Below are 23,965 nucleotides of genomic sequence, written 5' to 3' on the forward strand. Positions count from 1 at the left end.
TGCTAGGTTCGAATGAGGGTGATTCGAGGCGTGGAGGCGCCGGTCGCCGCAAAGCACGGGAAGGCTTGCCTTTGATGGATCAGGATCGCGACATCGCCGACGCCGAGATCGCGGAGCAGAAGCGGGCCGCCCTCGCCTATCTGACCGAAGCCTGGGACGAGGCTGTCGCGGAAGGCATCGAGCCCGACATCATGGCCCATGCCGCGCTGTTCGCCTCGTTGTCCGACCTGATCGACACCTATGGCGAGGACGCGGTCGCCGAACTCGCGGTCTCGCTGCCCGACCGGATCCGCCGCGGCGAGTTCACGCTTCAGCGCACGATCCAGTAGGCGCGGGACAGCGTTCCGCCGCAATCTCTTGCTGGTATCGCCGCATTGCGGCGATCATGCCGCTTCCGAGCCCGTCCGGCCGTTGATCGTCCCGACGCGTCGGGCTCGGTCGTGACAATCCCTTAGTCAGGAGTTGGCCATGCGCGGAAGAGATCCGGCGGCGCTTTTTGCAACGGCAGCCATCGCTTTCATCCTCGCATCGAGCGGACCCGTCTTTGCGGCGGCGCCGGTCGAGACGGCGCCCGCCCCCTCGAAATCCGTGCCGACCCAGACGATCACGCCCCCGCCCGGCGCCGTCGAGGACGGCGACGGCGATGCCGCGCCCGCAAACACCCAGCCGAATCCGCCTCCGCCGGCCGCCGCACAGCAGGACGAGCCGGTTCCGGTCATCGAGTATGACGTCTCCAAGCTGCCGCCCGCCGTGCAGGCGCTGCGCCAGAAGATCCTCGACGCAGCGAAGACCGGCGACATCAACGCGCTGAAGCCGCTCATCGAGGCCGGGCCACGCCCGACCAATCTCGGCGCCAGCGACGACGACGAAGCCGATCCCATCGCCTATCTCAAGACGCTCTCGGGCGATCCGGACGGCCGCGAGCTCCTCGCCATCCTCAGCGAGATCCTCGAGGCGGGCTATGTCCATGTCGATGTCGGGACGCCCGACGAGCTCTATATCTGGCCCTATTTCGCGCGCTATCCGCTCGACAAGCTCACGCCGCCGCAGATGGTGGAGCTCTTCCGCCTGCTCACCTCGTCCGACTACGACGAGATGAAGAACTACGGCGCCTATCTCTTCTACCGCGTCGGGATCACGCCGAACGGCCAGTGGAGCGAGTTCCAGGCGGGCGACTGAGCGCGCCTTGACGCGATGGTTCGTTCATGATCTGTTCCTCTCAAACGGAGGACGGCATGCAGTTCCATCGCGGGCGGCTCATCGACCATATCCAGATCGTTTCGGCGGATGTCGCCGCGAGCCGGCGCTTCTACGACGCCGTGCTCGGCGTCCTCGGCATTCCCGTCGAGGGCGGCGGGGAGTGGTTCTACGCGGATGAATTGTTCGTCTCGGGCGGAACGCCGCTGACGGGCCGCTGCCATCTCGCCTTCCAGGCCGCCGATGCCGGGACGGTCGACGCCTTTCATGCCGCTGGCCTCGCGGCAGGCGGCCGCGACAATGGCGGCCCCGGCGAGCGCTCTTATCATCCGGGCTACTACGCGGCCTTCCTGCTCGATCCCGACGGCAACAATATCGAGGCCGTCTATCACGGCGCGCATCGCCGCTCGGCGGCGTCGGTGCTGCTCGACGTCGACGACTGACGATGAAGGACGGAGGCTCAGCCGCGCGGCAGCGCCTCGCTGAAGAGAACCGGCTCGCCGCCGGACGGGCCGACGAGTTCACCCTCCCACATCACCTGGCGTCCGCGCACGATGGTCCCGACCGGCCAGCCGAAGACGCGCTTGCCGTCATAGGGCGTCCAGCCGGCGCGCGAGGCGATCCAGCCATTGGTGATCGTCGCCCGGCGCTTGAGATCGACGATGGTGAAGTCCGCATCATAGCCGACGGCGATGCGGCCCTTGCGCGCGATGCCGAAGAGGCGCGCCGGCCCCGCGGAGGTCAGGTCGACGAAGCGCTCCAGCGACAGGCGGCCGGCATTCACATGGTCGAGCATGACCGGGACCAGCGTCTGCACGCCGGTCATGCCGGACGGGCTTTCGGGATAGGGCTTCGCCTTCTCCTCCAGCGTGTGCGGGGCATGGTCGGAGCCGAGCACGTCGATGATGCCGCTGGAGATGCCCTTCCAGATGCCGGCCTGGTGCGCCTTGTCGCGCACCGGCGGGTTCATCTGCAGCTTCGTGCCGAGGCGGGCATAGTCGTCGGCGGACAGCGTCAGGTGATGCGGCGTCGCCTCCGCGGTGACGATGTCCTTGTGGTCGGCGAGATAGGCGATCTCATCGACGGTCGAGATGTGCAGGATATGGATGCGGGCACCCTTCGAGCGGGCGATGCGCACCAGCCGCTCGGTCGCCATCAGCGCCGCCGTCGCGTCGCGCCAGACGGGGTGGGAAGACGCATCGCCGGGCACGCGCAGATCCTTGCGGTCGTTGAGCCGCATCTCGTCCTCGGCATGGAAGGCGGCGCGGCGGCGCGTCGCCCCGAGGATGGCGGCGATGCCGGCGTCGTCTTCGACGAGGAGATCGCCGGTCGACGAACCGATGAAGACCTTGATGCCGGCAGCGCCCGGGAGGCGCTCGAGATCGGGAATGTCGGCGACGTTGTCGCGCGTGCCGCCGACCCAGAAGGCAAAGTCGCAATGCATGCGCCCGCGCGCCCGCGCGATCTTGTCGGCGAGTGCATCGGCGCTGGTCGTGGTCGGCTTGGTATTCGGCATTTCGAAGACCGCCGTGACGCCGCCCATGACGGCGGCGCGCGATCCGGTCTCGAGGTCTTCCTTGTGCTCGGCGCCCGGCTCGCGGAAATGGACCTGGCTGTCGATGACGCCCGGCAATATATGCAGCCCGGTGCAATCGACGACGCGGGCGGCGCGGCGCGGATCGATGTCGCCGATCGCCGCGATTCGCCCGTTGCGCACGGCGATGTCGGGCGTACCGATGCCGTCATGGTTGACGACGGTGCCGTTGCGGAACAAAAGCTCGTAGGTGGACTTGTCGCTTGTCGTCATGGCTGCCCTCCCCAGCGCCAGCCTGTGTTCGTCGCCGCTCATGGCACAAACGCTTCTCCGGCTTAAGGTTGCGCGGCGGGGAGCACAAGCGCGGCAAATGCATGGGAACCATGCCAATGCGTAAGGGGTACTCTGCCGTCCTCGCCGATCGGGGCGTGGTGCGGATCGGCGGCGCGGAGGCGCGCGGCTTCCTGCAGAACATCGTCACGACCGACATGGACCGTGTCGCGGTGGATCGGGCCGGATTCGGCGCGCTGCTGTCGCCGCAGGGGAAGATCCTCGCGGATTTCCTCGTCTTCGCCGATGACGGCGGCTTCCTCATCGACCTGCCGAAGGCCGCACTGGCCGATTTCGTGAAGCGGATGACGCTTTATCGCCTGCGCGCCAAGGTCGAGATCGCCGACCTCTCGACCGAGCGCAAGGTCGCCGTCTTCTGGCGCGGCGACGCGCCCGACGGCGCCGTGCCCGATCCGCGGCTGGCCGAGCTCGGCCACCGCGCCATCCTGCCCGGCGACGCATCTCTGGAGAACGAGACCTCGGCGGATGCGTGGCACGCCCATCGCATCGCGCTCGGCGTTCCCGAGGGCGGACGCGACTTCGCGTTCGGCGAGGCCTTTCCGCACGATGTCGACATGGACGATCTCGACGGGCTCGACTTCCGCAAGGGCTGCTATGTCGGCCAGGAGATCGTCTCGCGCATGCAGCATCGCGGCACGGCGCGCCGGCGCGCCGTCATCGTGACCGGCGAGGGCGCGCTTCCGGACGCTGGAACCTCGGTCGAAGGCAATGGCAAGGCGCTCGGCGCGATGGGCTCGCATGCCGGGGCGACGGGCATCGCGCTTCTCCGCCTCGACCGGACCCGCCTCGCGCTCGATTCCGGGGCGACGATCAGCGCCGGCGGCGTACCGCTTTCGGTAACCCTTCCCGCTTTCGCGCGCTTCGGCTGGCCGGCCGGCAGCGAAGACGAGGGCGCGGCGTGAGCGCTTCGGCCCGGCCGCCGCGCGTCTGGCAGCGCATGCTGTCCGGCCGCAGGCTCGACCTTGCCGACCCCTCGCCTTTCGACGTCGAGATCGGCGACATCGCGCACGGCCTTGCCCGCGTCGCGCGCTGGAACGGGCAGACCCGCGGCCCGCACGCATTCTCCGTCGCGCAGCATTCGGTGCTCGTCGTCGACATCGCGGTGCGGCTCGACGGGTCGCTGTCGAATGCCGACCGCCTGGCGGCGCTGCTGCACGACGCGCCGGAATATGTCATCGGCGACATGATCTCGCCCTTCAAGGCGCTGGTCGGCGGCGCCTACAAGGCCGTCGAGGCCCGGCTCCTCGCGGCCATCCATCTGCGCTTCGGCCTGCCGGCGGAGCGTCGCGCCGAACTGACGCGCGCCATCAAGGCGGCGGACCGCATCGCCGCCTATCACGAGGCGACGGCGCTGGCCGGTTTCGGCGCGGACGAGGCGACGCAGTTCTTCGGCCGCCCGCGCGGCATCGCCGCGGACCATCTCGCGCTGGAGCCCTGGCCGACGGCCGAGGCCGAGCGGCGATTCCTCGCCCTGTTCGAGACGCTGGTGCCGGAGGCGGCGCTTTCGTCGTGACCGGGCGCGCCCGGCGCACTACATGAACACTGGCGAGCCGGAGACCGGCCCGAAGACGATCCGAACAACAACAAGGAGTTTCCCATGCCGCGCGTCCATGTGTGCTCGCTCTCCCGCATCGGAGCCACCGTCGCGCAGACGGGAGCCAGCCATCTGGTGACGCTGATCAACATCGGAACGCCGGTGGAGCGTCCTGTCTCGATCCCCGAAGAGCGGCATCTCTTTCTCGGCTTCAACGACATCCTTGAGCCCATGGACGGCATGACCGCGCCGGCGGTCGAGCATGTCGAGCAGCTGCTCGACTTCGTCGATGGCTGGAAGGGCGACAAGCCGATCGTCGTGCATTGCTTCGCGGGCATCAGCCGCTCGACCGCCGCCGCCTTCATCACGGTCTGCGCGCTGCGCCCGGAACGCGACGAGGCCGAGATTGCCAGCCTGATCCGGGCCGGTTCGCCTTCCGCAACGCCCAATCTTCGTCTGGTGCGCTTCGCCGACGAGTTGCTCGGCCGCCGCGGCCGCATGGTGCGGGCCATCGAGGAGATAGGACGTGGCCATGATGCCTTCGAAGGGCATCCGTTCGCGCTGCCGCTCGATCCGTGAGCGCCCGGGCGTGAGACGGCCGCTCTATGCCGCGGCCGGCTGGCTGATGGTCGCGCTCGGCCTCGTCGGGCTCGTCCTGCCCGTGATGCCGACCACCATCTTCATGATCCTGGCGGCGTGGTTCTTCTCGCGCTCCTCGCCGCGCTTCGAGGCCTGGCTGCTGGAACACAGGCTGTTCGGGCCGCCGATCCGCCAATGGCGCGAACGCGGCGCCATTCCCCTCCCCGCCAAGATCTTCGCCGTCGGCAGCATGGTCGGCGGCTTCGCCGTCTTTCTCTTCCTGACCGAGCCGCCTCTCTGGCTGGCGGCGGTCGTCGCCGCCCTCCTCCTCGCCTCGGCGGCATTCGTCGTCACACGGCCGAACCGCTGAGCGCCCCCGAATATTTTCGTGTTGCGGCGCAGCAAGAGGCTGATTTAGCTAGAGCCGTTCGGCCTGTGGCCGCCGGCGGGAGCGGGAAGCAATGGCGAAGTGGGTGTACGCGTTCGGCGGCGGCTTCGCCGAGGGTGGTCTCGCCGATCGCGACCTCATCGGCGGCAAGGGTGCCGGTCTCGCCGAAATGAGCGCGCTCGGACTGCCGGTGCCGCCCGGCTTCACACTCTCGACCGAGATCGGCCGGCTCTATCTCGCCAGCGGCCATGTCTTTCCCGATGGCCTCGCGGACGAGGTCGACGGCGCGCTCGCGGCTGTCGGGCGCATCGCCGGCCGCCGTTTCGGCGATGCCCGCGATCCTCTGCTCGTCTCGGTCCGCTCGGGCGCGGCCGTCTCGATGCCGGGCATGATGGACACGGTGCTCAATCTCGGCCTCAACGACGAGACAGTCGAGGGTCTCGCCCGCGTCTCGGGCGACCGGCGCTTCGCCTTCGACAGCTATCGCCGCTTCATCCAGATGTATGGCCATGTCGTGCTCGGGCTCGACCATGGTCTCTTCGAGGAGAAGCTGGAGGACTACAAGCTCGCGCGCGGCCTCGTGCTCGACGGCGAACTGGCCGCCGAGGATTGGCAGGCGGTCTCCGATCTCTTCAAGGGGCTCGTCATCGAGGAGACCGACGCCGCCTTCCCGCAGGCGCCGACCGCGCAGCTCTGGGGCGCCATCCGCGCCGTCATCTCCTCATGGAACAACCCGCGCGCCGTCGCCTACCGCCGCATGAACGCGATAGCCGGCGATGCCGGGACGGCCGTCACCGTGCAGGCCATGGTGTTCGGCAATCTCGGCGAGACCTCGGCGACGGGCGTAGCCTTCACCCGCAATCCGTCGACAGGTGAGAAGATCCTCTGGGGCGAGTTCCTGCCGAACGCGCAGGGCGAGGATGTCGTCGCCGGCACGCGCACGCCGCAGGACCTCACCGAGCGCGCGCGACAGGAGACGGGCTCCGAGGCGGCGTCGCTCGAATCGCTGATGCCGGAGGCATTCGCCGCCTTCTCGGCGGTGGCCGACCGGCTGGAGCGCCACCACCGCGACATGCTCGACCTCGAATTCACGATCGAGCGCGGCCGCCTGTGGATGCTCCAGGTGCGCCCGGCGAAGCGCACGATCCGCGCCGCGCTGCGCAGCGCCGTGGAGATGGCGGGCGAGGGTCTCATCAGCCGGGCCGAGGCCGTCGCGCGGATCGAACCGCGCACGCTCGACCAGTTGCTCCATCCGACGATCGACCCAGAAAACGGCGCCGATCTCTTCGCCCGCGGGCTGCCGGCCTCGCCGGGCGCGGCGAGCGGCGCCGTCGTCTTCACGCCCGACGAGGCGGAACTGGCGCGCACGCAGGGCCGCAAGGTGATCCTCGTCCGCGTCGAGACCAGCCCCGAGGACGTGCATGGCATGCACGCCGCGCGCGGCATCCTGACAACGCGCGGTGGCATGACGAGCCACGCCGCCGTGGTGGCGCGCGGCATGGGCAAGCCCTGCGTTTCCGGCGCCGGCGGCATCCGTGTCGACTTCAAGGCCGGAACCATGACGGCCGGCGGCCGCACGATCCGGCGCGGCGACACCATAACCATCGATGGAGGCACCGGCCAGGTGCTGATCGGCGCGGTGCCGCTGCGCGAGCCGGAGCTCTCGGGCGATTTCGCGACGCTGATGCGCTGGGCCGACGATTTCCGCACGCTGAAGATCAGGACCAATGTCGATACGCCCGCCGATGCGCGCGCGGCGCGCAGCTTCGGCGCGGAGGGCATCGGTCTCTGCCGCACCGAGCACATGTTCTTCGACCAGCGCCGCATCGCGGTCGTCCGCGAGATGATCCTCGCCGAGACGCCGGCAGCGCGCGCCGACGCGCTGGCACGGCTCCTGCCGATGCAGCGTACCGATTTCGCGTCACTGTTCGAGATCATGTCGGGGCTGCCGGTGACGGTCCGCCTTCTCGATCCGCCGCTGCACGAGTTCCTGCCGACCGGGGACGCCGAGATCGAGGAGCTGTCGGCGGCGATGGGCATCCCGCCCGCCCGCATCCGCGCCCGCAGCGAAGCGCTCGCGGAAGCCAATCCGATGCTCGGCCATCGCGGGGTCCGCCTCGCGATCTCCTTCCCGGAGATCGTCGAGATGCAGATCCGCGCCATCCTGGAGGCCGCCCTGGATGTCGGCGAGGCGAGCGGCCGGCCCGTCGAGCTCGAGATCATGGTGCCGCTCGTCGCCAGCAAGGCGGAGCTCGACCTCATCTACCAGCGCATCCGCGCCGCCGAGGCGCAGGTGGTGCGGCTGCATGGCCGCGCGCCGCGCTACGAGCTCGGCACGATGATCGAACTGCCGCGCGCGGCGCTGGCGGCCGGCGACCTCGCCCGCAGCGCCAGCTTCTTCTCCTTCGGCACCAACGATTTGACGCAGACGACCTTCGGCATCTCGCGCGACGACGCCGCGCCGTTCCTCAATGCCTATCTCGCGCTCGGGCTGATGCCGTCCGATCCCTTCGCGACGCTCGACGAGACCGGTGTCGGCGAACTCATCCGCATCGCGACCGAGCGCGGCCGAGCCGTTCGGCCTGGGCTCAAGATCGGCGTCTGCGGCGAGCATGGCGGCGACCCGGCGTCGATCCGGTTCTTCGCCGGGCTGGATTTCGATTACGTGTCCTGCTCGCCGTTCCGCGTTCCGGTCGCAAGGCTGGCGGCGGCGCAGGCCGCGCTGGCTCGCGCGGGGATCACCGGCGCCGGCCTGCCGGCGAGTGCCGAGGCGCCGGCCGTCTGAACGGAGCGATGTCGGCTCAGATCGTCATCTGCGTGCCGATCTCGACCACGCGGCCGGTCGGAATATGGAAATATTCCGTCGCGTCGCTGGCGTTGATGGCGAGCTTGATGAACAGCTTGTCCTGGAGCCGCGAGAAGATGCGGTCCTTGGCCGGCTTGATCGAGCGGCGGGATAGGAAGAACGACGTCGACATGATGTCGTATTTCCAGCCCTGCTTGCGGCAGAGGCCGAGCGCCTTGGGCACGTTCGGCGTTTCCATGTAGCCGAAGGTCATGAAGACGCGCGTGAAGCTGTCGTTGATCGGCTCGATCCGGATTCGGTCGGCATCGTCGATGCGCGGCACATTGGACGAGATGACCGTCAGCAGCACGTTCTTCTGGTGCAGCACGCGATAGTGCTTGAGGCTGTGCAGCAGCGAGGACGGCGCCGTCTCGGGGTCCGAGGTCAGGAACACCGCCGTTCCGGGCACGCGCACGACGCTGCTCTTCTCGAGGTTCTTCACGAGTTCGTTGAGCGGCACGTCGTTGCGCCGGCTCTTGTCGAACAGGATCTTGGTGCCGCGCACCCAGGAGCGCATGATCACCATGATCGAGAAGGCGAAGAGCAGCGGCACCCAGCCACCCTCGGTGACCTTGATGAGATTGGCGCCGAGGAAGACGACGTCGATGACGAGGAACGGCGCGATGAGCAGCGCCGCGACCCAGACCGGCCAGCGCCAGAAGCGCCACACGACAATGAAGGCGAGCAGCGCCGTGATCACCATCTCGGCGGTGACCGAGATGCCGTAGGCGGTGGCGAGGCGGCTCGACGAGCCGAACATCACGACCAGCACCAGCACCGCGATCATCAGCAGCGTGTTGACCTGCGGCATGTAGATCTGGCCGACATGCTGCTCGGAGGTGTGCTCGATGTCCATGCGCGGCAGCAGCTTCAGCTGGATCGCCTGGCGCGTCATGGAGAAAGCGCCGGAGATCACCGCCTGCGAAGCGATCACCGTCGCCATCGTGGCGAGGATGACAACCGGAAGCAGCGCCCATTCGGGGAACAGCAGGAAGAAGGGATTGGCCAGCGCCTCGGGATTGGCGAGGACGAGCGCGCCCTGCCCCAGATAGTTGGCGGCAAGCGCGGGAAACACGAAGCCGAGCCAGGCCGCCTGGATCGGCTTGCGGCCGAAATGGCCGAGATCGGCATAGAGCGCCTCGGCGCCCGTCACCGAGAGGAACACCGCGCCGATGACCACGAGGCCGGTATGGCCGTTGGTCATGATGTAGCGGACGGCGTGATAGGGGTTGAGCGCGGCGAAGATGCCCGGATCGTCGGCGATGTGCATGAAGCCGCCGATCGTCATCACGACGAACCAGAGCGCCGTGATCGGCCCGAACAGCGAGGCGACGCGCGCCGTGCCGTAGCGCTGGACGAGGAAGAGCGCCGCGATGATGGCGATCGTGATCGGGATGACATATTCGTCGAAGGCCGGCGTCACCAGCTTCAGGCCCTCGACGGCGGAAAGCACCGAGATGGCCGGCGTGATGACCGCGTCGCCGTAGAAGAGCGCCGCGCCGGCGACGCCGAGGATGAAGACGACCGGGGCGCCGCGCCCCATTGCGCGCTGGGCCAGCGCCATCAGCGAGAGCGTGCCGCCCTCGCCATTGTTGTCGGCCCTGAGCAAAATGACGACATATTTGAGCGTGACGATGATCGTCAGCGTCCAGAGGATCAGCGAGATGATGCTGATCACGTCCTCGCGCACGATGCCGCCATGGGCGTGGTTCGCCGCATGCAGCGCCTCGCGCAGCGCGTAGATCACGCTCGTGCCGATGTCGCCATAGACGACGCCGACGGAGCCGAGGGCCAACGTCCAGAAGCCGGCGTGAGCGGTACCTCCGCCGGTGTGATCTCCGGCCGGACCGCCTGCGGCGGGCGGCGCTGCTTGCACAGCCTCGCCTCCGCCCTGCACATTCAGAGACATCGACACGTCATCTCGTTTACCGCGCCCACCGGCGGCAGGGCGTGCTTATAGCAGATCGAGTGCATCGCACAACGATAGCGGAAAGCAGCACCCTTACAAGGAAAACGCTCATCCGGCGTTCGCCTCTGTCCGCGACTTCACTCTGATCGGCGCCCGATCGTTAACGGAAATTCACTGCTTTCAGCCGCTCCGGGAAAGCCCCGGTTAAAACGCATCTGGTTCAAGTTTTACCGAACACGAGCCGGCAAAGTCCCCAAGGAAGAAACGTGTCCCCCAACGCCGATCCTGCCGGATCACCAGAGAAGCACGCTGCCGTGCGCGATGAAATGGTGCGCGCGACGATCGGCGGCAAGGGCATAGCCCTCTTCGCCGTCGCTTCGCTCGCTCTGCTCGTCGTCCTCGGCGCGATGGTCGATCTCTCGCGGCTCGCCTCGGCGCGCAGCGAACTCCAGCAGCGCCTCGACGCGGCGCTCTCCGCCGGCGCCCGGGCGCGCGACGACATCCGCGCCGAGACGGCGGAAGTCGCTTTCGACCGCATGCCGACAGGCTCCATCGCGCGGCCGGACGGCTGGCATTTCGTCGAGCGCGGCGAAAGCCTGTCGGGCACGGTCTCCGCGGCGGTGCCGACGACGCTGTCGAGCATGATCGGCATCCGCTCGGTGCGCATCACCGCGAGCGGCACCACCGTCCGGCCGAAGCGCTGCGCGGACGAGCGCATCCGCGCGCGCGATGCGGCCGGCTGCCACGTGACGGTCCTGTCCTCGACGCGGACCGTCCCGCAGCACTGAGCGCGTCAGAGCCCCCAGCGCAGGGCGGACGTATGGACCGGGGCATCCCAGAGCCGCGCGATCTCATCGTCGAGCAGCGTCACGGTCAGCGAGCAGCCGGCCATCTCCAGCGAGGTCACATAGTTGCCGACGAGGCCGCGGGCGATGCGGATGCCGTGCTTGGCCAGCGCCTTCCCGGCGGCGTGCCGCATCAGATAGAGCTCCATGGCCGGCGTGCCGCCGAAGCCGTTGACGAGCAGCAGCGCGTCGCCTCCCCTGCCGAGATCGCCGGCGATGGCCGCGACCATCTCCTCGGCGATCGCATCGGCGCCTTCGAGCTTCACGCGCCGCCGGCCGGGCTCGCCATGGATGCCGACGCCCATCTCCATCTCGTCCTCGGGCAGCGTGAAGGTCGGCGTTCCCGCCGCCGGCACGATGCAGCTCGTGAGCGCGACGCCCATCGAGCGCGACGCCGCGTTGACCCGGTCGCCGAGCACCTTCAGGGCGCCGAGCCCCATGCCCGCCTCGGCGGCTGCGCCGACCACCTTCTCGACGATCATCGTCCCGGCGACGCCGCGCCGGCCGAGCGAATAGGTCGAGGTCTCGACCGCGACATCGTCGTCGGTGATGACGGTCAGCACCTCCGAGCCGGCCATCTCGGCCGCCATCTCGAAGTTCATGACGTCGCCCTCGTAGTTCTTGACGATGAACAGCGCGCCGCCGCCGGTATCGACCTCCGCCACCGCCGCGATCATCTGGTCGGGCGTCGGCGAGGTGAACACCTGGCCGGGACAGGCGGCGTCGAGCATGCCGAAGCCGACGAAGCCGGCATGCAGAGGCTCATGGCCCGATCCGCCGCCCGAGACCAGCGCCGGCTTTCCCGGCTTCAGGGTACGGCGGCGGACGAATTTCCGCTCCTCGCCGAGCAGGACGATATCGGCATGCGCTTCGGCGAAGCCATCGAGGCTCTCGCTGAGCACCGTGTCCGGCGCATTGATCAGCTTCTTCATCGGTCTCCCTCCCGCTTGTCTTCTCCGGGCCGGAAGGCCCTCACCCTGCCCCTCTCCCAGCGGGAAAGGGGCGCCGTTCGCGCGTGACCGGCAAGCCCTCAGCCCTAACCGTCCACCAGCCGCGTCAACCGCTGCACGAACTCGCCGACGAGGCGGTCGAGATCCTGGTTCTTCTCGCTGTCGCCGAGATCAGGAAGATAGATCACATGCGGACGAAGGCGCCGCGCTTCCTTCAGCGACGGCACGCGGCGCGGATGGGCGAGCGCATAGGCGTCGAGAAAGAGGCGGCGATCGTCGGGCGAGAAATGGCCGACCTCGAAGATCGTCTCGAGATGCTGCGCCGGGATCGGCGTCGGATAGGCTGGATTGGTGATGTGGCTGACGAAGGAGCGGTTCTTGCCGAGCGCCTGCGCCAGGCGGCCGCGCGTCCCCGACGGGCGGTTGTCGAGCACGCGCTGCAGGATCGCCTTGTAGGTGGCGACCGCCGGCGCGGCGCCTTCCTCGGCTGCGCTCATGCCGCACCATCCGGCCCGATGGCGGCAAGCGCCTGCTTGACGCGGCCGACGAGGCGCGGCGCGACCGAGACGGCGCGCAGCCCCGCGGCGACCAGCGCCGGCAGATGGCGCGGATCGCCGCCCATGTCGCCGCAAAGGCTCACCTCGCGCCCGAGCCGCTCGCCGGCCCTCACCACATTGGCGACCAGCGCCGCCACGGCCGGATGGCCTGCGTCGCAGAGCGGCGCCACGGCGGCGATGTCACGCGCCGCAGCGGTCGCATATTGCGTGAGGTCGTTGGAGCCGATCGAGAAGAACGCCGCATCGGCATAGAGATCCGGCACCACGGCGACCGCCGGCACCTCGACCATGATGCCGAGCGGCGGGCGCATATGCGAGATGCCCTCGGCGGCAAGCTCGGCGACGGCGGCGTCGAGCAGCCGTGTTGCCGCCTCGATCTCGCCGGGCACGGTGACCATGGGCAGCATCACCTTGAGATTGCCATGCGGTGCGGCGCGGGCGAGCGCGCGCAGCTGGATGCGAAAGATCTCCGGCCTCAGCAGAGACAGCCGAACGCCGCGCGTGCCGAGAAACGGATTCGATTCGCCGTCGATGGTGAGCCCCGGCACCGGCTTGTCGCCACCGGCATCGACCGTGCGGATGGTGACGGGCCGCTCGCCGGCCCATTCCAGCATGCGCCGATAGGCGCGGAACTGTGTCTCCTCGTCCGGCAGTCCGCCGGGGCTGTGGAAAAGGAATTCGGTGCGGACGAGCCCGATGCCGTCGCAGATCGCCGGGTCGATCGCGTCGAGCTCTTCCGGCTCGGCGACATTGATCAGCACGCGGACGGGCGATCCGTCGGCGAGGCGGCCGGGAAGCCGCGCTGCCTCGGCCTCGACGACGGCGCGGTCGGCCGCGCCGGCCGCGCCACGGGCGAAGGCGGATTTCGCCCTTGCATCGGGATCGAGGATCAGGCGGCCGCCATCGCCGTCGACGATCGCCTCGGCTGCGCCAGAGGTCGGCAGGCTGCCGAGGCCGACCACCATGGGAACGCCGCGCGCCCGCGCCAGCATGGCGACATGGCTGGAGGGGCTGCCTTCGGAAAGGGCGATCGCGCCGCCCGCCTTCCAGTCGACCGAGAGAAAGAGGCTCGGCGTCACGTCGCGGCCGACGAGGATCGCGCCGGGCGGCACGATGGGCTCGCCAGCCTCCCCGTCGTCGAGCGCGGCGAGCACCCGGTCGCGGATATCCTCGAGATCCGAGGCCCGCGCCGCGAAATAGGCGTCGCCGCCGTCGCGATAGCCGGCGATGGCTTCGTCGAGTGCCGCTCGCCAGGCGCTGGCGGCGTCGATGCCGGCCCCGATCGCGGCGAGGGCCGGCGCGGCGAGTTCGTCGTCGGCGAGCATCGCGACCTGGAATTCCAGGATGTCGGCGCCTTCACCTTCCGCTTCCGCCATGATGGCAATGAGCGCCGCCGAAGCGCTGGCGATGGCCGTGGTCAGCGCGGCGGCCTCCTCTTCGGGGGTCCCGGCTACGCGGCGCGGCCCCGCTCGCTCCGCGAGCCTGTAGAGCGCGCCGAGCGCGAGGCCCGGCGCCGCGGCGCGTCCGGTAAGCTCAATCGCCGGCATGGGATCTTTCGGAGACATGGACTCCGGCCTCGTCGAAATCGCGCTTCACCAGCGAGACCAGCGCGGCCAGCGCGGCGTCGGCGTCGGGGCCGCTGGCGCGGAAATGCAGCACGGTGCCCTGCGGCGCCTTGGCGGCCATGACGCGCACGATGCTCTTGGCATCGATCCACGGCCCGCCCTCGGCGGTCGCCAGCGCGATATCGGACGAATAGGTCTTGGCGAGCTTGGTCAGCTTCACCGAGGGGCGCGCATGGAGGCCCACCTCATGGGTCAGAAGGACGCTTGCGGTGGATTCCTGCTCGGCCATGGCCTGTTCCTTTCCCGCCGCCTCAGGCCGGCGAAAGCTCTTCCGCCGTGCGGCGGACGATGTCGAGCGAGGCGCCGCCCGACGCTTCCGTCGCGGCGATCACCGCGCCCTCGACGATCGGCGCGTTGCAGACGACGATCCGCCCCGCCCGCTCTTCCGGCTGCATCTCGATCGCCATCTCGCTGTTGGTCTCGGCACCGCCGAGATCGACGAGGATCGCGACGCCCTTTTCCGACCAGGCGCGATCGATCGCCCCGAGAATCGCCTCGACGCTCGTTCCAAGCCCGCCATCGGGATTGCCGCCGCAGAAGGCGAGCGGCACCTCGTCGCCGACCATCTGGCGGACCATCTCGGCCGTGCCTCGCGCCACGTCGGGCGAATGCGAGACGATGACGATGCCGACATTGGCGGATGGGGAAGCGGAGGCGCTCATGCGATCTCGTCCAGTTTCTCAGCGATGGCGGCGACGAGCAATGCGCTCGACCGGGCGCCGGGGTCCATGTGACCGATCGACCGGTCGCCCAGGAAGGAGGCGCGGCCGCGGATCGCCTTCATCGGCACGGTAGCCTCGGCCGCCGCTTCTGCCGCGGCGACCGGATCGGCGCCGCTTTCGAGCGCCGCGGCGACGGGCGCCAGCACGTCCAGCATCGTCTTCTGGCCGATCTCGGACTTGCCGCGCGCCTTCACCGCCTCGATGGCCGCCTTCAGCGCACGGGCGAGATCGGCGCGCGAGGGATCGGCCGGGAGCTCCTTGGCGAGCGCGAGCGCCAGCGTGCCGTAGAGCGGGCCGGAAGCGCCGCCGACCTTCATCACGAGCGTCGTGCCGATCGCCTTCAGCGCGTCGGGAATGGGCTTCGCCGCCAGCCCGTCGACATCCGCGAGCACCGCCTCGAAGCCGCGCTTCATGTTGAGGCCGTGGTCGCCGTCGCCGATCGCCTGGTCGAGCGCGGTCAGTTCGTCGGCATGGGCGATCATAGCGCCCGCCATGGCCTCGATCAGGGCCCGGCGGCCCTTGTAGTCGATCATCCTCTGCCTCCCGCGATCCGATTCCCCTCGCCGTCGAAATAGAGCGGATCGACGAGACTGAGCGCAACCGCGTCTCCGGCGACGAGTTCCGTCGCCGGGTCGACCAGCGTCGTCAGCTTGCGGTCGCCGATGCTGACATGGAGATGGTTCTGGTCGCCGAGATGCTCGATCCAGTCGACCTTGCCATTGGCCTCGCCGTTCGTGGCGCGCTCGATGCGCAGGTGTTCCGTCCGGGCGCCGACCGTCTTCGCACCCGGCGGCGCCCCGCCAGCCGGAATGAGTCCCTCGGGGAAGATGTTGATCGCCGGCTGGCCGAGCCGCGCCGCGACATAGAGATTGGCGGGCTGCTTGTAGACCTCGCGCGGCGTGCCGATCTGGATGAGCCGTCCCGCATTCATCACGCCGATGCGCGAGGCCAGCGTCATCGCCTCGGTCTGGTCATGCGTCACATAGAGGATGGTGGCGCCGAGATCGTGCTGGATATGCTTCAGCTCCAGCCTCAGATCGGACCGCAGCTTGGCGTCGAGCGAGGAGAGCGGCTCGTCCATCAGATAGATCGCCGGACGCCGTACCAGCGCCCGGCCGATCGCGACGCGCTGCATCTCGCCGCCGGAGAGCCGGGTGGCGCGATTCTCCAGCTTGTGGGCGATGCGCAGCATCGTCGCCACCTCGGTGACGCGGCGCTTGATCTCGTCCGCCGGCAGCCGCCGCTGCGGCGAACGCAGCGGAAAGGCCAGGTTGTCGAAGACCGAGAGATGCGGATAGAGCGAATATTGCTGGAAGACGAAGGTGACGTCGCGGCCGGCCGGCGCCATGCCGGTCACGTCGCGGCCGCCGATCGACACGCGGCCGGCATCCGCCGCCTCGAGCCCGGCGACGAGCCGCAGCGTCGTCGTCTTGCCGGCGCCGGTCGGGCCGAGCAGCACGACGAGTTCGCCGTCCGCGACGGTGAGCGAGAGATCGTCGATCGCCACTGCCTGGCCGAAGCGCTTGGTGACATGGTCGAGCGTCACGTCAGCCATGTGCACCTCCCGGCAATTGCCCGCCTCCCGCATAGAGGGCCGAGGCCAGAGCGCGGCCGGAGCCCTTGTCGAACACGGACAGCCGCTCGGAACGGAAGCTGAGGCCGACATTCTCGCCCGTCTCGACCGGCAGGTCGGCGGGAAGGCGCGCCTTGAGCGGGCCATGCGCGGTTTCGATCGCCACGATCTGCGTGGTGCCGAGATATTCGGTTCCGAATACGGTCCCGCGCAGCGGCGCGCGGTCGTCGAGGCGGACATGCTCGGGCCGGATGCCGAGCGCGAGATCGCCCGGCGCACGCTCCTCATGCAGTTCTGGAACCGCGATCTCCGCTGAAGCGAGCCGCACCGAGCGGTCGCCCGACCGGACGCCGCCATGGAAGGAGAGGAAGTTCATCGGTGGCGAGCCGAGGAAATCGGCGACGAACATTGTCGCCGGCCGGTCATAGATCTCCTGCGGGCGGCCGAACTGCTCGATCACGCCGTGGTTCATGACGGCGATCTTGTCGGCCATGGCCATGGCCTCGAGCTGGTCATGGGTCACATAGACGGTGGTGGCGCCGATGCGGTTATGGAGCTCGCGCAGTTCGCGGACCATCAGGTCGCGGAATTCTGTGTCGAGCGTGCCGAGCGGCTCGTCCATCAGGAAGGCCTTCGGGCGGCGGACGATAGCGCGGCCGAGCGCGACGCGCTGACGGTCGCCGCCGGCGAGGCCCGAGACCGGGCGGTCGAGCAGATGGTCGATGCGCAGCAGCCGCGCCGCTTCCTCGACGGCCCGGTCGATCTCGGCGCCGCCCATGCCCTGGCACTTGAGCGGGAAGCCGATGTTCTTCCTGACATTCATATGCGGATAGAGAGCGAAGAGCTGGAAGACGAAGGCGATGTCGCGCGCCGCCGCGCGGTTGAAGGTGACGTCCTCGCCGCCGAGGAGGATGCGCCCCGATGTCGGCAGCTCCAGCCCGGCGATCATCCTGAGCGTCGTGGTCTTGCCGCAGCCGGACGGGCCCAGCATGACGAAGAACTCGCCGTCATTGATGGTGAAGGTGGAGCCCTTCACGGCCGTAAAGGCGCCGAACGACTTCCTGACATTCTCGACCCTGATCTCGGCCATCGCCTACTCCGGGAAATGGCTGACGACGGCGAACATCACCGTGCCCGCCAGGATCGTGACGAAGGAATAGGCATAGGCGGTCGCCGAGACGGGCTGCATGAGCATGACGACGCCGAGCCCGATCAGGACGGTCGCGACCGCCTCCCAGGGACCGCGGCGAAGGCGCGCGAGGCCGGCGAAGAAGCCGCGACGGGGCGGGACCGAGGGCGGCGTTTCGACGCTCATTTCCGCACCGCCCCGAAGGTGATGCCGCGCAGGAGATGCTTCCGCAGCAGCAGCGTGAAGACGAAGATCGGCACCACGAACAGGGTCGTCGCGGCGGCGACGGCCGGCCAGTCCTGGCCGCCCTCGCCGATGATGAAGGGAATGAAGGGCGGCATGGTCTGCGCCGAGCCGGAGGTCAGCAGCACCGCGAAGGCATATTCGTTCCAGGCGAAGATCAGGCAGAAGATGGCGGTCGCGGCGATGCCGGTCGCGGCCTGGGGCAGCACGGCGAGGCGGAAGGCCTGCAGCCGCGTATAGCCGTCGATCATCGCCGCTTCCTCGTATTCGCGCGGGATCTCGTCGATGAAGCCCTTCAGCAGCCAGACGGCGAGCGACACATTGACCGCCGTATAGAGCAGGATCATGCCGAGCTTGGTGTCGTTGAGGCCGAGCTGGCGGTACATGAGATAGATCGGGATCGCGACGGCGATCGGCGGCATCATGCGCGTCGACAGGATGAAGAAGAGCAGGTCGTCCTTGAACGGCACGCGGAAGCGCGAGAAGCCGTAGGCGGCGAGCGTGCCGAGGAAGACCGCGAGGAACGTCGAGCCGAAGGCGATGATGATCGAGTTGACGAAGCGCGGCACGACATTGGACGGGCCGGCGATCACCATGTTCCGCGAGCGAACCAGCGCGTCGTACCATGTCGTCGGCGGCGGCAATTGCGCCAGCATCTCGGGCGACTGGCGCGTGCGCGTCGTGAACAGGTTCACATAGCCTTCGAGCGAGGGCGTGAAGACGATCTTCGGCGGATAGGCGATCGAATCCGGCGGCGTCTTGAAGCTGGTCGCGATGATCCAGACGAGCGGGATCATGGTGACGATCGCATAGACGATGACGAGCGCTCCGGCGACGCGCCGCATCAGGCTCGTCGGGGCGACGATCGAATGGGCCTGGTCCGCGGCGCTCATCGCCGACCTCCCGCTGCCGAAACGCTGCCCCGGCCGACATGCACGGGCTCTCCCCGCCATGACGGGCTTCCGACGAGAGACTGGCAGGTGTTCATCGCTGCTTCACCCGGTTGAGCGCCTTCACATAGATGTTGGCGAGGCCGAAGACGGTCACGAAGAGGATGATGGCGAGCGCCGAGGAATAGCCGGTGCGCCAGCTCTCGAAGGCCTGCCGCTTCAGCGTGATGGACACGACCTCGGTGGTCGAGCCGGGCCCGCCGCCCGTCAGCAGGTTCACCATGTCGAACATCTTGAAGTTCTCGATGCCGCGGAAGAGCACCGCCAGCATGATGAAGGGCAGCGCCATCGGCAGCGTGATCGACCAGAACTGCCGCCAGGGCGAGGCGCGGTCGACCTCGGCCGCCTCGTAGATGTAGTCGGGGATCGAGCGCAGCCCGGCGAGGCAGATCAGCATCACATAGGGCGTCCACATCCAGGCATCGACGATGACGATCGCCCAGGGCGAGAGGCGCACATCGCCGAGCATCTGGAAGGACGAGGGCTCGATGCCCGTGAAGAACGAGACGGCATAATTGAAGAGCCCGCTCTGCGGCTGGTAGAGGAAGGTCCAGAAGTTCCCCACCACCGCCGGCGACAGCATCATCGGAATGAGAATGATGGTCGTCCACACGCCGTGGCCGCGGAACTTCTTGTCGATCAGCCAGGCGAGGCCGAAACCGAGCACGGTCTCGATGACGATCGTCCAGATCACGAAATGCGCCGTGGTCTGCATCGCGAACCAGACATCGGCGTCGGTCAGGATGCGCTCGTACCATTGCAGCCCGACCGTCTTCACCTCGGCGTTCGGCTTGTTGGCGCGGTAATTCGTGAACGAGAGCCAGATCGTCCAGATCAGCGGGAAGATGTTGATCGCGAGCAGGAGGACGATGGTCGGCCCGATGAAGAGCCAGGCGATGGCCCTGTCCGAGAGACCGCGCAGCGGCCGGGCAAGGCTATCCGGCGTGGCGCCGGCGACCTTCTCGGTCAGCGCGCCTGATGTCGTCGCTTCGGTCATGGTTCGGTCCGGCATCGTCGGTCGTCGGCGGGGACGCGGCGCCGGGTCACCGGCGCCGCGAGGCATGCGCGATGCCGCGTCAGATCTTGCCTTCGTCCTCGAAGACGGTCGTCCAGTCCTTGACGAGACCGTCGAGGGCCTCCTGCGCGGTGCCCTGGTCGGCGACCACATAGTCGTGCACGCGCTTCTGCATCGCCTGCATCAGCTCGGCATAGGCAGGCTCGGCCCAGAAGTCCTTGACCATGTTCATGGAGACGAGGAAGTCGGGCGCGAAGGGCGCGCTCTGCGGGAAGGACGGCGCGTCGACGACGGCCTTCAGGGCCGAATAGCCGCCGAGTTCCCACCACTTCTGCTGGACGGCGGGCTGCGCGAACCATTTGATGTATTCGAGCGCGTCGTCCTTGTGGTCGGAATAGGCGACGACCGAGATGCCCTGGCCGCCGAGCTGGGTGAAATGCCCGTCAGGACCGGCCGGGTTCGGGAAGAAGCCAATCTTGTCGCCGCCGACATTCGGGTCCTTGTAGAGGCCGGGGAAGAAGGCGAACCAGTTCATCTGCATCGCCACCTGGCCCGACTTGAACGCGTCGAGACCCTCGGACATGTAGGCATTGGTCATGCCCGGCGCCGTGCAGCACTTGTAGAGCTCCTTGTAGAATTCGAGCCCCTTCACCGCCTCCGGAGAATTGACGAAGCCTTCCATGCTGTAGGGTTTCTTCGGATCGTCATACTGGAAGCCGTAGTCGTAGAGGACGTTGGTGACGCCCATCGTGATGCCTTCGGAGCCGCGCTCCGTGAAGATATAGGCGCCGTAGACCTTCTTGCCGTCGATCTCGCGGCCCTGGAAGAAGGTCGCGATGTCCTTGAGCTCCTCATAGGTCTTGGGCGGCGCGAGATCGCGGCCGTATTTCTCCTTGAACTCCTTCTGCAGTTCCGGTTTCTCGAACCAGTCCTTGCGATAGGTCCAGCCGACCGCGTCGGCCATGGCCGGCAGCGCCCAGTAGTTCGGCGTGTTCTTCGGCCATTCCGAATAGCCGACGACCGTCGCGTCGACGAAGTCGGACATCTTGATGCCCTCCTTGTCGAAGAAGTCGTTCAGCTTCACATAGTGGCCGTTCTCGGCCGAGCCGCCGACCCACTGGCTGTCGCCGATGATGAGGTCGCACAGCTTCCCGCGTGAGTTCAGCTCGTTCAGGAAGCGGTCGGCATAGCTCGTCCAGGGGACGAACTCGAACTTCATGTCGATGCCGCTCTCTTTGGTGAAATCCTTGGAGAGCTCGACCAGCGCATTGGCCGGGTCCCAGGCGGCCCAGCACAGCGTCAGCGACTTGTCGGCCGCCTTGGCGCCCGCCGACATCGCGCAGGTGAGCACGGTGGCCGTGCCCAGCGCGGCGGCCAGCTTCAGCAAATTCCGCATGCGATCCTCCCTGAATTGCCCGTGGCGCGCCTGCGCAAAAGGACGGCTCATGCGCTGGACCGCTTCCTCGGGCGATCCGGGGCAGGTGAATTGAAGCGTTCCCCGACGCCGGTTGCTCCCGGCCTTCTGTTTAGTGATTGTGTTTAGTGATAACCAATTCACTAAACTAAGCAACGGCAAATTTCCGCCACTTGTTGTGCAGCGCAACAGTGATTTGCTAAACCGAGTTTAGTAATTCGGGCAGGCGTCGACACGGTCTTGCGCGCATGAAAAAAGGGGCGCCTCGCGGCGCCCCTGGTCATTCGCTGGTCGAGCCCGCCGCGCGGCGGGCGGACTGTCAGACCTTGGTCCAGACATTCCCGGCATTGGACGACTTCACGGCCGCCTCGATGAACTTCATGCCGACGAGACCGTCCTCGACGCTCGGATAGATGACGTCCGCGCCGACGGTGCCGCCGTCGCGTGCCGCGCGGATGGCGCGGGCCGCTTCGGTGTAGATGTTGGCGAAGCCTTCGAGATAGCCTTCCGGATGGCCGCCGGGAACGCGCGTGACGCGCGCCGCTTCCGGCCAGGCGCCGGCGCCGCCGCGGGTGAGCAGCTGCTTCGGCTCACCGAACTTCGTGAACCACAGATAGTTCGGATCGGCCTGCGTCCATTCGAGGCCGCCCTTGGTGCCGTAGACGCGCAGCTTGAGGCCGTTCTCGTGGCCGACCGCCACCTGGCTTGCCCAGAGCATGCCCTTGGCGCCGCCCTTCCAGCGCAGCAGGATCTCGACGTCGTCGTCGAGCAGGCGGCCTTCGACGAAGGTCGTCAGCTGCGCCAGCAATTCGTCGAGTTCGAGGCCGGAGACGAAGCAGGCGAGGTTGTAGGCATGCGTGCCGATATCGCCGATGCAGCCGCCGGCGCCCGAACGCTTGGGATCGGTGCGCCACTCGGCCTGCTTGGAGCCCGAGGCCTCGGCCCGCTCTGTCAGCCAGTCCTGCGGATACTCGGCCTGGATGAGGCGGATGGTGCCGAGCTCGCCGGCCGCCACCATGGCCCGCGCCTGGCGGATCATCGGATAGCCGGTGTAGTTGTGCGTCACCGCGAAGACCTTGCCGGTCTTCTTGACGAGCGCCACCAGTTCCTCCGCCTCGGCGACCGTGGTCGTCAGCGGCTTGTCGCAGATGACATGGATGCCGGCCTCGAGGAAGGCCTTGGCGGCCGGCGCATGCATGTGGTTCGGCGTGACGATGGCGACCGCCTCGATGCCGTCCGGACGGGCGGCCTCGGCCTTCGCCATCTCCTCGAACGAGCCATAGGCGCGGTCGTCGGCGATGCCGAGATCCTTGGCGGAGGCCTTGGCGCGAGCCGGTTCGGACGACAGCGCGCCGGCGACCAGCTCGTACTGGTCGTCGATGCGCGCGGCGATGCGGTGGACGGCGCCGATGAAGGCGCCCTGCCCGCCGCCCACCATGCCGAGGCGGATGCGACCGCTCGCGGCTTCTTCCTTGCTGCCTTCGATGGCCATGGGGACTGTTCCTTTCCTTGCCGCTCAGGCGATGCCGAGGATGCGGCGATTGGCGACGTCGTCGGTGCCGGCACCGGCGAAGTCGTCGAACGCGCGCTCCGTGACGCGGATGATGTGGTGCTTGATGAACTCGGCGCCCTCGCGCGCGCCATCCTCGGGATGCTTCAGCGCACATTCCCATTCGAGGACCGCCCAGGAGGCATAGTCATACTGGGTGAGCTTCGAGAACACCGCCCCGAAATCGACCTGGCCGTCGCCGAGCGAGCGGAAGCGGCCCGCGCGGTTCACCCAGCTCTGGTAGCCGCCATAGACGCCCTGGCGGCCCGTCGGGTTGAACTCGGCGTCCTTCACGTGGAACGCCTTGATGCGCTCGTGATAGATGTCGATGTAGTCGAGATAGTCGAGCTGCTGCAGCACGAAGTGCGACGGATCGTAGAGCAGGTTCGCCCGCGGGTGGTTCTTCACCTCGGCGAGGAACATCTCGAAGGTGACGCCGTCATGCAGGTCCTCGCCGGGATGGATCTCGTAGGCGAGGTCGACGCCATGCTCGTCGGCATAGTCGAGCAGCGGCGTCCAGCGCTTGCCGAGCTCCGCGAAGGCCGCCTCGACGAGACCGGCCGGGCGCTGCGGGAAGGGATAGAGGAACGGCCAGGCGAGCGCGCCCGAGAAGGTGGCATGGGCCGTGATGCCGAGATGCTTCGAAGCGCGCAGCGCCCGCTTCACCTGGTCGACGGCCCATTCCTGCCGGGCCTTTGGATTGCCGCGGACTTCCGGAGCGGCAAAGCCGTCCATCAGCTCGTCATAGACCGGATGCACGGCGACCAGCTGGCCCTGCAGATGGGTCGAGAGCTCGGTGATCTCGAGGCCGTGCTTGGCCGCGGTGCCGGCCAGCTCGTCGCAATAATCCTTCGAGTCCGAGGCCTTCTTGAGGTCGATCAGGCGGCCGTCCCAGGTCGGGATCTGCACGCCCTTGTAGCCGAGCGAGGCCGCCCATTCGCAGATGGCGTCGAACGAGTTGAACGGCGCGGTGTCGCCGGCGAACTGGGCGAGGAATATCGCCGGTCCCTTGATCGTCTTCATGAGCATCCTCCTTGGACTGTCGGGGTTCGTTGT

Annotated in this window: 25 protein-coding genes; 9 read left to right on the forward strand and 16 right to left on the reverse strand. The window is 68.0% G+C overall.

Annotation, left to right across the window (positions count from 1 at the left end):
• Positions 1-74 precede the first annotated feature (74 nt).
• The 3 genes from QO015_RS05630 to QO015_RS05640 all read left to right on the forward strand — a co-directional run bounded on the left by QO015_RS05630 (position 75) and on the right by QO015_RS05640 (position 1,640).
• Positions 75-329 carry a hypothetical protein gene (locus QO015_RS05630; protein ID WP_266280928.1) on the forward strand — a complete coding sequence of 85 codons (255 nt, stop codon included), beginning with the start codon at positions 75-77 and terminating at the stop codon, positions 327-329.
• Between the two features lie 139 nt (positions 330-468).
• A complete protein-coding gene (locus tag QO015_RS05635; RefSeq protein ID WP_266280925.1) occupies positions 469-1,179 on the forward strand; it encodes a hypothetical protein in 711 nt (236 codons plus the stop codon).
• Positions 1,180-1,235: 56 nt separating this feature from the next.
• Entirely contained in the window at positions 1,236-1,640 is a 405-nt protein-coding gene (locus QO015_RS05640) for a VOC family protein (protein ID WP_266280923.1), read from the forward strand.
• Positions 1,641-1,657: 17 nt separating this feature from the next.
• On the opposite strand, the gene QO015_RS05645 is transcribed toward QO015_RS05640, so the two are convergent.
• Complete coding sequence (locus tag QO015_RS05645) at positions 1,658-3,004, reverse strand: dihydroorotase (RefSeq protein ID WP_266280921.1); 1,347 nt, start codon at positions 3,002-3,004, stop codon at positions 1,658-1,660.
• A gap of 116 nt (positions 3,005-3,120) precedes the next feature.
• Between QO015_RS05645 and ygfZ the strand changes: the two genes are divergently transcribed.
• The 5 genes from ygfZ to ppdK all read left to right on the forward strand — a co-directional run bounded on the left by ygfZ (position 3,121) and on the right by ppdK (position 8,368).
• Entirely contained in the window at positions 3,121-3,984 is an 864-nt protein-coding gene (gene ygfZ / locus QO015_RS05650; protein WP_266280920.1) for a CAF17-like 4Fe-4S cluster assembly/insertion protein YgfZ, read from the forward strand.
• A 35-nt stretch (positions 3,985-4,019) separates the two neighbouring features.
• Entirely contained in the window at positions 4,020-4,595 is a 576-nt protein-coding gene (locus QO015_RS05655; RefSeq protein ID WP_266282446.1) for a YfbR-like 5'-deoxynucleotidase, read from the forward strand.
• A gap of 84 nt (positions 4,596-4,679) precedes the next feature.
• Positions 4,680-5,195: a tyrosine phosphatase family protein gene (locus tag QO015_RS05660; protein ID WP_266280918.1), complete on the forward strand. Its 516-nt coding sequence runs from the start codon at positions 4,680-4,682 to the stop codon at positions 5,193-5,195.
• A 10-nt stretch (positions 5,196-5,205) separates the two neighbouring features.
• A complete protein-coding gene (locus QO015_RS05665) occupies positions 5,206-5,565 on the forward strand; it encodes a YbaN family protein (protein ID WP_307288889.1) in 360 nt (119 codons plus the stop codon).
• Between the two features lie 91 nt (positions 5,566-5,656).
• Positions 5,657-8,368, forward strand: coding sequence for a pyruvate, phosphate dikinase (gene ppdK / locus QO015_RS05670; RefSeq protein ID WP_266280917.1), 2,712 nt, complete (start codon positions 5,657-5,659; stop codon positions 8,366-8,368).
• 16 nt (positions 8,369-8,384) lie between these two features.
• Here ppdK and QO015_RS05675 read toward each other — a convergent pair whose 3' ends face one another.
• Positions 8,385-10,337, reverse strand: a complete 1,953-nt coding sequence (locus QO015_RS05675) for a potassium transporter Kup (protein ID WP_266282442.1) — start codon at positions 10,335-10,337, stop codon at positions 8,385-8,387.
• Positions 10,338-10,603: 266 nt separating this feature from the next.
• Between QO015_RS05675 and QO015_RS05680 the strand changes: the two genes are divergently transcribed.
• The gene (locus tag QO015_RS05680) at positions 10,604-11,125 is read left to right on the forward strand and encodes a Tad domain-containing protein (protein WP_266280916.1); all 522 of its coding nucleotides are present in this window, start codon (positions 10,604-10,606) and stop codon (positions 11,123-11,125) included.
• A 5-nt stretch (positions 11,126-11,130) separates the two neighbouring features.
• On the opposite strand, the gene dhaK is transcribed toward QO015_RS05680, so the two are convergent.
• The 14 genes from dhaK to QO015_RS05750 all read right to left on the reverse strand — a co-directional run bounded on the left by dhaK (position 11,131) and on the right by QO015_RS05750 (position 23,932).
• Complete coding sequence (gene dhaK, locus QO015_RS05685; RefSeq protein ID WP_266280915.1) at positions 11,131-12,114, reverse strand: dihydroxyacetone kinase subunit DhaK; 984 nt, start codon at positions 12,112-12,114, stop codon at positions 11,131-11,133.
• Between the two features lie 104 nt (positions 12,115-12,218).
• On the reverse strand, positions 12,219-12,629 hold the full coding sequence (locus QO015_RS05690) for a hypothetical protein (RefSeq protein WP_266280914.1): 411 nt from the start codon (positions 12,627-12,629) through the stop codon (positions 12,219-12,221).
• The gene (locus QO015_RS05695; RefSeq protein WP_266280913.1) at positions 12,626-14,236 is read right to left on the reverse strand and encodes a putative PEP-binding protein; all 1,611 of its coding nucleotides are present in this window, start codon (positions 14,234-14,236) and stop codon (positions 12,626-12,628) included. The genes QO015_RS05690 and QO015_RS05695 overlap by 4 nt, the downstream gene beginning before the upstream one ends.
• Entirely contained in the window at positions 14,223-14,543 is a 321-nt protein-coding gene (locus QO015_RS05700; protein WP_266280912.1) for an HPr family phosphocarrier protein, read from the reverse strand. The genes QO015_RS05695 and QO015_RS05700 overlap by 14 nt, the downstream gene beginning before the upstream one ends.
• Before the next feature lie 22 nt (positions 14,544-14,565).
• Positions 14,566-14,976: a dihydroxyacetone kinase phosphoryl donor subunit DhaM gene (gene dhaM / locus QO015_RS05705; protein ID WP_266280909.1), complete on the reverse strand. Its 411-nt coding sequence runs from the start codon at positions 14,974-14,976 to the stop codon at positions 14,566-14,568.
• Entirely contained in the window at positions 14,973-15,569 is a 597-nt protein-coding gene (gene dhaL / locus QO015_RS05710) for a dihydroxyacetone kinase subunit DhaL (protein WP_370877398.1), read from the reverse strand. The genes dhaM and dhaL overlap by 4 nt, the downstream gene beginning before the upstream one ends.
• Positions 15,566-16,591: an ABC transporter ATP-binding protein gene (locus QO015_RS05715; RefSeq protein ID WP_266280908.1), complete on the reverse strand. Its 1,026-nt coding sequence runs from the start codon at positions 16,589-16,591 to the stop codon at positions 15,566-15,568. Before QO015_RS05715 ends, dhaL begins: the two co-directional genes overlap by 4 nt.
• On the reverse strand, positions 16,584-17,699 hold the full coding sequence (locus tag QO015_RS05720; protein ID WP_266280906.1) for an ABC transporter ATP-binding protein: 1,116 nt from the start codon (positions 17,697-17,699) through the stop codon (positions 16,584-16,586). The genes QO015_RS05715 and QO015_RS05720 overlap by 8 nt, the downstream gene beginning before the upstream one ends.
• Positions 17,700-17,702: 3 nt before the next feature.
• Positions 17,703-17,924, reverse strand: coding sequence for a hypothetical protein (locus QO015_RS05725; RefSeq protein WP_266280905.1), 222 nt, complete (start codon positions 17,922-17,924; stop codon positions 17,703-17,705).
• Positions 17,921-18,874 (reverse strand): carbohydrate ABC transporter permease, encoded by a 954-nt coding sequence (locus QO015_RS05730; protein ID WP_266280903.1) that lies wholly within the window; start codon positions 18,872-18,874, stop codon positions 17,921-17,923. Before QO015_RS05730 ends, QO015_RS05725 begins: the two co-directional genes overlap by 4 nt.
• 91 nt (positions 18,875-18,965) lie before the next feature.
• Positions 18,966-19,928, reverse strand: a complete 963-nt coding sequence (locus QO015_RS05735; protein WP_266280901.1) for a carbohydrate ABC transporter permease — start codon at positions 19,926-19,928, stop codon at positions 18,966-18,968.
• A gap of 79 nt (positions 19,929-20,007) precedes the next feature.
• Positions 20,008-21,282, reverse strand: coding sequence for an ABC transporter substrate-binding protein (locus QO015_RS05740; RefSeq protein ID WP_370877452.1), 1,275 nt, complete (start codon positions 21,280-21,282; stop codon positions 20,008-20,010).
• 397 nt (positions 21,283-21,679) lie between these two features.
• The gene (locus QO015_RS05745; protein WP_266280897.1) at positions 21,680-22,852 is read right to left on the reverse strand and encodes a Gfo/Idh/MocA family protein; all 1,173 of its coding nucleotides are present in this window, start codon (positions 22,850-22,852) and stop codon (positions 21,680-21,682) included.
• A 24-nt stretch (positions 22,853-22,876) separates the two neighbouring features.
• A complete protein-coding gene (locus QO015_RS05750; RefSeq protein WP_266280895.1) occupies positions 22,877-23,932 on the reverse strand; it encodes a sugar phosphate isomerase/epimerase family protein in 1,056 nt (351 codons plus the stop codon).
• Positions 23,933-23,965 lie beyond the last annotated feature (33 nt).

The organism is Kaistia geumhonensis (genome assembly GCF_030815145.1).
Lineage (GTDB): Bacteria > Pseudomonadota > Alphaproteobacteria > Rhizobiales > Kaistiaceae > Kaistia > Kaistia geumhonensis.